The 1,432-nt window shown below is 71.5% G+C and carries 2 protein-coding genes and 1 pseudogene; 2 read left to right on the top strand and 1 reads right to left on the bottom strand.

Going from position 1 to position 1,432, the window contains the following annotated elements; genetic code table 11:
* Positions 1–179: pseudogene (locus AC1D01_RS34495) on the bottom strand (serine dehydratase); the annotation flags it as partial.
* Positions 180–346: 167 nt separating this feature from the next.
* Here AC1D01_RS34495 and AC1D01_RS34490 point away from each other — a divergent pair.
* Both AC1D01_RS34490 and AC1D01_RS34485 read left to right on the top strand, forming a co-directional pair.
* Entirely contained in the window at positions 347–934 is a 588-nt protein-coding gene (locus AC1D01_RS34490) for a LysE family translocator (protein ID WP_477873980.1), read from the top strand.
* A partial coding sequence (locus AC1D01_RS34485) for a GntR family transcriptional regulator (protein ID WP_477873983.1) occupies positions 895–1,432 on the top strand: 538 nt, incomplete at its 3' end. The genes AC1D01_RS34490 and AC1D01_RS34485, both read left to right, overlap by 40 nt.

Raw genomic sequence — 1,432 nt, 5'->3', positions numbered from 1 at the left:
TTGTAGGCACCGCGGAACTTGAACGCCCCCATGCGCTGCAGGTTCTCGCACTTGAAGAACACCTGCGCGCCGGTGCGCTGGTTCGCGGTGCGCGAGGTGGCGACCGGCGTGCGGTGGGCCACCCCTTCGAGGTGAGAAGCAGCGATGTCGACATCGCGCCAGGAGATCGGCAGGTCCATCGTCGGGGTCCGGAAAACAGAGGGTGCGTCGAGCGTAGCCCAGCCTGCGCGTGCCGTGACTGTGCCCCCGCAGCGATTGATACAGTGCCTCGGCCCGACCCCCTGCCCTGTAGCTTCCCGCGCGGCGGCGGCGCCCCCAAGCTCGTCTCCACCGTGAAGGAGACGCGATGAACGACCTGCTGCCCCTGTTGAGCTACTCGCTGCTGATGTCGGCGACGCCCGGCCCGAACAACATCCTGCTGACCACCTCGGGCGCGAACTTCGGCTACCGGCGCAGCCTGCCGCACCTGCTCGGCGTCAGCATCGGCGGGGGCGTGCAGACCTGGCTGGCCTGCCTCGGGCTKGGCACGCTGCTCGCGGACCACCCGGCGGTCCACGACGCGCTGCGCATCGCCGGCGCGCTGTTCCTGCTGTGGATGGCGTGGAAGCTGACGACGCCGGTGGTGTTCGGCTCCGAGCTCGCGCAGCCGGTCGGCTTCTTCGAGGCGGCCGCGTTCCAGTTCGTCAACCCGAAGACCTGGCTCAAGTCGGTCACGGTCGCGACGGTCTTCATGCCGACGGGCATGCCGACCGGCRTGGCCGCGCTGGTGGTGCTGGCGATCACGCTGGCCACCAACTTCCCCTGCATCTCGATGTGGACGCTGTTCGGCGCCGGGCTGCGCCGGGTGCTCACGCGCCCCGGCTGGCGCGAGGCATTCAATGCCATCATGGCGGGATCGCTGGCCGTGCTGGCGATGCTGCTTCTCGCCCGCTGAGCCTCCCGCTGAACAKGTTCTCCCTCGACCGCGACTCCCCCGCGCCGCTCGCCGACCAGATCGAGACCCGGCTGCGCGCGCTCGTCGACGATGGCCGGCTGTCGGCCGGCGCGAAGCTGCCGTCGATCCGCACGCTGGCGCGGCAGCTCGGCGTGAGCCCGAACACCGTGGTCACCGCCTACGACCGGCTGGTCGCGGCGGCCGTCGTCGAATCGCACGGCACGGCCGGCTTCTACGTCTGCGAGACGGCGGCGCCCCCGGTGCTCGATGCCATGCTCGAAGCCGGCGAGGAGCAGGACGCCGTCTGGCTCGTGCAGCAGGCCCACGACCAGCGCGCCGGCGTGCTGCCGGTGAGCGCCGGTTCGCTGCCGGTGTCGTGGCTCGAAGACGCGATCCCCGCCATCGTCGTGCAGCGCGGCCTGGCGCGCGCCAACGGCGGCATGGCCGCGCGCTGCCCGCCGCAGGGGCTGCCCGAGCTGCGCGAGCGCATTGCCACGC

It is taken from the genome of Rhizobacter sp. P3_B12, from assembly GCF_056402895.1.
Note: the sequence above shows the minus strand (reverse complement) of the source record. Positions and strands in the feature narration are given on the sequence as shown.